The 5,121-nt window shown below is 43.6% G+C and carries 6 protein-coding genes and 1 tRNA gene; 4 read left to right on the top strand and 3 right to left on the bottom strand.

What is annotated here, in order from left to right:
• The 4 genes from PX636_RS09935 to PX636_RS09925 form a co-directional block, all read left to right on the top strand.
• On the top strand, nt 1-229 hold a 229-nt coding region (locus tag PX636_RS09935; RefSeq protein WP_288116984.1), incomplete at its 5' end, for an AI-2E family transporter.
• Nucleotides 230-945: 716 nt separating this feature from the next.
• Entirely contained in the window at nt 946-1,140 is a 195-nt protein-coding gene (locus PX636_RS22865; RefSeq protein WP_012267246.1) for a TLTLP motif-containing protein, read from the top strand.
• 161 nt (nt 1,141-1,301) lie between these two features.
• Nucleotides 1,302-1,811, top strand: a complete 510-nt coding sequence (locus PX636_RS09930) for an inorganic diphosphatase (protein WP_004162542.1) — start codon at nt 1,302-1,304, stop codon at nt 1,809-1,811.
• A gap of 197 nt (nt 1,812-2,008) precedes the next feature.
• Nucleotides 2,009-2,692, top strand: coding sequence for an N-acetylmannosamine-6-phosphate 2-epimerase (locus tag PX636_RS09925; protein WP_147069026.1), 684 nt, complete (start codon nt 2,009-2,011; stop codon nt 2,690-2,692).
• 487 nt (nt 2,693-3,179) lie between these two features.
• Here the strand turns inward: PX636_RS09925 and PX636_RS09920 are convergent, their stop codons facing one another.
• The 3 genes from PX636_RS09920 to speB form a co-directional block, all read right to left on the bottom strand.
• A complete protein-coding gene (locus PX636_RS09920; protein ID WP_002735996.1) occupies nt 3,180-4,229 on the bottom strand; it encodes a Rieske 2Fe-2S domain-containing protein in 1,050 nt (349 codons plus the stop codon).
• 61 nt (nt 4,230-4,290) lie between these two features.
• Nucleotides 4,291-4,364: transfer RNA gene (locus PX636_RS09915), tRNA-Val, on the bottom strand.
• Between the two features lie 46 nt (nt 4,365-4,410).
• A partial coding sequence (gene speB / locus PX636_RS09910; RefSeq protein ID WP_288116983.1) for an agmatinase occupies nt 4,411-5,121 on the bottom strand: 711 nt, incomplete at its 5' end.

The following is a 5,121-nucleotide window of genomic DNA, read 5'->3' as shown; positions in this document are numbered from 1 at the left end:
TTTGGGCAGTGTCACCGGGTTAAATCCCTTTTGGGTGTTGGTCTCGGTCTTGACGGGGGCGCGAGTGGGCGGTTTACTGGGGGTGATTGTCGCGGTTCCCATGGCAGTAATGATCAAGGAAGCTTTGGAGGTTATCCGTCAAGTGACACCAGAGGAGACAAAACACGGGATAATTAAACCCTCTCTCCCCCTAGAATCGGAATCCTCTAGCGAGGTGGTTTCTCGCTGAAGAATGACTGACGGCATGATCTAGGGCGATGTGAGCAGTAATATTGGCCGGGAGAAATCGGCAATTTTCTCGCAGGTTCTTGGCTTTTCTCCCTCGATCGAGTTATGATATCCATATTGGTAGATTAACTCCACTTGCCCTGATCGCCGTCCCTGACGGATGCCTTGCTGGTCTCTGGGGCCTGGCTTATTGGGAGATTAGCTAACCAATTGTCTCTAAACTCCGATAATTTTAAGAAAAGGTCATTTTCTATCCCGATAAATAAGCAAAAAATCGATATTTTGGTTAAATAGGCTACATTAACAGCCAAGTTTCTATCGTAAGCTCGAAGTTAAGACATAAAGTCAATATCACCCTCCGATTGCAATGAAAAAATGTTTGGATCGCTTAAGGTTTAAGCCTTTCAGACATTTTTTTTTGTGGATTGATACTAAATCCAGTTATTAAAAACTGATTTAGTATGACATGGACAAAAACCAACAGACCATGATCTGGAGAGATCGTCAAGAAAAGTATCAGAGTGAACTCTTGGAAAAGAATTGGTAAAATATAATTAGTAGGGAGAGTATTGCTGTTAATGTTTCGCTTTTTAACGAGACGTTAACCAAGCTCAAAAGCAAAAAATAGCAGTAATTTGCCAAAAGCTCAAGGCCAATGGCTGACTGCTCTATACATCTCTCGTATTCTTTACTTGTCGAGTTCAACACGACCCCTTTATGGAATCAAGCAACCCGTCAGGGAAGACTTCCGAACCTCCTAGTCATAGGTGGGCCAATTTACTCGGAACCATGATCGCAATTCTGACCCTAACGTTACCCTTGTTAGCGATTGGATATAACTCCACGCCTAACTATACCGAAGAACCCCTTACCGGTAACACATCCTACTCCCTAACGAGGCAAATGAGGTGACAGAATTGAGATAGACGATTGCCAAAATAAAAATTTTTTTCTTCGTCCCGATCCCCCTTATGGGTAAAATTTGGATCGGAGTTAATCAAAGTGTGTTTTAATTTTGCTTGCGCTTTTAGGTGACTCTAAAGGCGCTATTGTCTTGTATTTGGAGAAAGCTTGTGGATTTATCGCGCATTCCTGCCCAACCGAAACCAGGTTTAATTAACGTTTTAGTGGAAATTACCGCCGGCAGTAAGAATAAATACGAGTTTGATAAGGATTTAAACGCCTTTGCTCTCGATCGCGTTCTCTATTCTTCGGTACAATATCCCTGTGATTATGGTTTTGTTCCCAATACCCTCGCCGATGACGGCGATCCTTTAGATGGTATGGTGATCATGGATCAGCCTACTTTCCCCGGCTGTGTGATTACGGCGCGCCCTATTGGTATGTTAGAAATGATCGATGGTGGTGATCGCGATGAAAAAATTCTCTGTGTTCCCGCTAAAGATCCTCGTTATGCTGAGGTAAAATCCCTCAAAGATGTCTCTCCCCATCGCTTGCAGGAAATCGCCGAGTTTTTCAAAACCTATAAGAATCTAGAGAAAAAAGTCACAGAAATTCTCGGTTGGAAAGATGTGGACGCAGTAACCGCTTTAGTTGAACAGTGTATTGCTGCTTATAAGTAAGGTTTGCGGCAAAAAGTTTGTTGGTGGGGTTAGTTATCAGTTATCAGTTATCAGTTATCAGTTATCAGTTATCAGATGTGAGTTTTCAGTTCACTGATTACTGTTTACTGTTTACTAATCACTGAAAAAAGCTTCTCCCTACACCCCACTACCCCACTTCCCCACTACCCCACTTCCCACACCCTACACCCCAGTTTATGCGAATAGAAACCTTAAAATCGGGTTTAATCGTCTCCTGTCAAGCGCCAGTGGAGTCATCTCTGCACGATCCTGTAATTATTGCCGCCATGGCTCATGCTTGCGTGGATAGGGGTGCTTGTGGGGTCAGAATTGATAGTCCCACTCATCTGAAAGCCACCCGTCAACAATTGCCGGATATACCGATAATTGGGCTCTGGAAACGCAATTATCGCGATTGTTCGGTATATATTACTCCCAAATATCAAGATGCTCTCGCTATTGCCGATGCGGGTGCCGATATCATTGCCTTGGATGCTACCCCAAGAAAGCGTCCTAATGATGAAAATTTAGCCACAATTATCGATCGTATTCATCAGGAAACTGGTAAATTAGTCATGGCAGATATAGACTCGATCGAAAGTGCTATTTATGCCGTGGCAGCCGGTGCTGATATTGTCGGTACAACTCTTTACGGTTACACAGAAGCAACTAAAAATCTACCACCGCCGAGTTTTTCTTTCCTAGAAGAATTAGTTAATAAGTTATCAGTTCCTGTTATCTGTGAAGGAGGAATATCGACTCCAACAGAAGCAAAAAAAGCCCTCGAAGTTGGTGCATATTCGGTAGTTGTTGGCACGGCAATTACAGGGATTGATTTAAAAACTACCGCTTTTTTACAAGGAATTTTATCAAAAGATTAATGGGAGGGAAAAAACCAAAAAGTTTAGCCGCACCTCCTAAAATAGCGACAACCAAAGCGATTAAAATCCCCCGGTTTGTGAATTGCTGATAGGCAATCCCTGCGGTCAATCCGTTAATTTTTTCGTCACTACAATGGATAAACCCGTTAACTTTTCTTAACGTACCCATGTTTATTGTAATATTTCTTAATAGACAGGGATGGATCATATTTGCTAAAAAGGAGATCAAGTCAAAAAAAGAACCCTTGGCAACCTCTCAAAATTACCCGATGATATTATCAAAATTAGCCACAGCAAGAGGATTTAATGGCGAGACTTGTGGCCATAGTTTAGGACAATGATTAGACTTAGAGAAAGCCTTAGATTTATGAAAGGTTTCCCTGATTTGTACCCAGTAAGAGGACATCAGAAATTCTCTTAATCCCTCCTACAGCACAGGTTATGACCTTTTGTCAAAGGGGAAGTCCAGTCATAAAATGATCAAATTCTAACTGCGCCACCGTAAAATTTGTGCTTTAATGGGGTTGACAAAATCCCGTTTTTCTGCTTGAGATTTTTCGTATTCTTGCTTGAGGCGATAATACCATTTGGCCTGGGTATCGGCATCATCAATTAACATCAAAGCCGGATGATAACTAAGTCCTTCCTGTTGTTTAATCACCACATCGCGATCCTGTTTGAGGAATTGTAGAGTTAAATAACGCAAAAGAGGGGTTAAAAATGCCAACCAAGGAATCGTATAGTATAAACTTTGATGGACTTCGCAGTGATTTTCATCGATGGGAGTAATTGCTGTAAAAGCACAGGCCAAATAGCGATCACCTCGTAGTATTTCTGTACGCACCGAGGGCAATTCAAAAACAATTTCAATCGATACTTTATTACCCAAAATTTTATAGGGTTTCGCACTTACAGGCATATCATAGGGGGCAAGACGAAAACCGAGGGGAACAGGTTCGTATTGTTTTTCTTTGACCCGAAATTTGCGCGGACCGCTGCGCCACCACCAAGAAGTATGAACGTAGGGACCGTGGGCCGGATCCATCAATCCCACCACCGCATGGTCAATATTGCAGTCAAAAGTGATAGTTTCGGCTATTTTGGGGGTAAGTTTGCCAAAATCGGCAATAGTCGGCACAGGGGGCAGATTTTCTCGATTAATTTCTCTTTTTGAGTCTGCTGGAATAAACACCCAGATATGACCTTGTATTTCACGACAGGGATAACTGGTGACACAAATTCTGCTAATATCAAGGCGATCGTGTTCCGTTAATGAGGGGATCTCAGAACAAACGCCATCGCTAGTGTTAAATTTCCAGCCATGATAGCAACAGTACACCCCATCCCCTTCAATCCAGCCATGGTGTAGCGGAATGCCACGATGGGGGCAAATATCCCGCAATGCGAACACTTCTCCATCCTCTCTCCTCCCGACAACAATCGGTTCACCTAGCATTTTTTTGGCCATTAGCTGACCGGGTTTAAGTTTATTTGCCGGTGTGGCCACATACCAAAAGTCGCGCAGTAAGCTAGTCATAGGGTTTCTCTGGAGAGCTTCGATCGTTCATCCTATCATTAGAAATCAAGATTATACCTTATGGACGTAACTGGATTCGAACCAGTGACCCCATCGATGTCAACGATGTACTCTAACCAACTGAGCTATACGTCCGCACGAATTGCTACTATAACACGATTGCTCCTAATTAGGCAAGCCCCTAGGCAGTAAATTGATAGCCAATTAACTTATAAATTAACTTGGCAGTGGTAAATTCCGAGACCACCGAATCACTAATCGGGGCCAATTCCATCACATCGCAGCCAATCACCTGATGAGTTTGGAAAAGACGACGGAGAAAGCCTAGGGTTTGATGCCAACTTAAGCCACCCGGTTCAGGTGTTCCCACCCCCGGAATTAAAGCCGGATCTATGCCATCCACGTCTATAGTTAAAAATACCTTCTCGGTGCTAATTTTGGTGATCGCATTTTCGATCCAATTCGGATCACCGGCGATATCTCGATCCCAAATCACAGGAATCTGCTGTTTAGCGATTAATTCCGCTTCTTCCCGACAAATAGCCCGAATTCCCACGGGTAAGGTCGGTAAACCCATTTCTAACACCCGACGCATCACACAGGCGTGGTTATGGTGCGATCCTTCGTACTCAAAACGCATATCGCCATGGGCATCAATTTGAACCACCGTAAAAGGGTCCGATAAAGCCTGTCGGTAAGCTTGTACTACTCCCGTAGTGATAGCGTGTTCACCCCCGACGGCGACGACAAATTTATCATCGGCAATTAAACGAGAAACTGTAGCTGTGGTGACGGCTAACATCTCCTCGGCGGACAATTGCGGTTGCTGACGGGTATCGGCGATCGCATCATGGGTATAGATGCCCACTTCTAAACAGGTTTCCCTCTTAAG

The sequence above is a fragment of the Microcystis sp. M53598_WE2 genome, from assembly GCF_030067735.1.
Taxonomy (GTDB): Bacteria; Cyanobacteriota; Cyanobacteriia; order Cyanobacteriales; family Microcystaceae; genus Microcystis; species Microcystis aeruginosa.
The sequence above is the reverse complement of the archived record's forward strand: the minus strand, read 5'-3'. Positions and strand labels throughout refer to the sequence as shown.

What these genes read in the sequence shown, in the direction of transcription:
- PX636_RS09925 (WP_147069026.1), top strand. Translation starts at nt 2,009, where the DNA reads ATGCGAATAGAAACCTTAAAATCGGGTTTAATCGTCTCCTGTCAAGCG.
- PX636_RS09920 (WP_002735996.1), bottom strand. Translation starts at nt 4,229, where the DNA reads ATGACTAGCTTACTGCGCGACTTTTGGTATGTGGCCACACCGGCAAAT.
- PX636_RS22865 (WP_012267246.1), top strand. Translation starts at nt 946, where the DNA reads ATGGAATCAAGCAACCCGTCAGGGAAGACTTCCGAACCTCCTAGTCAT.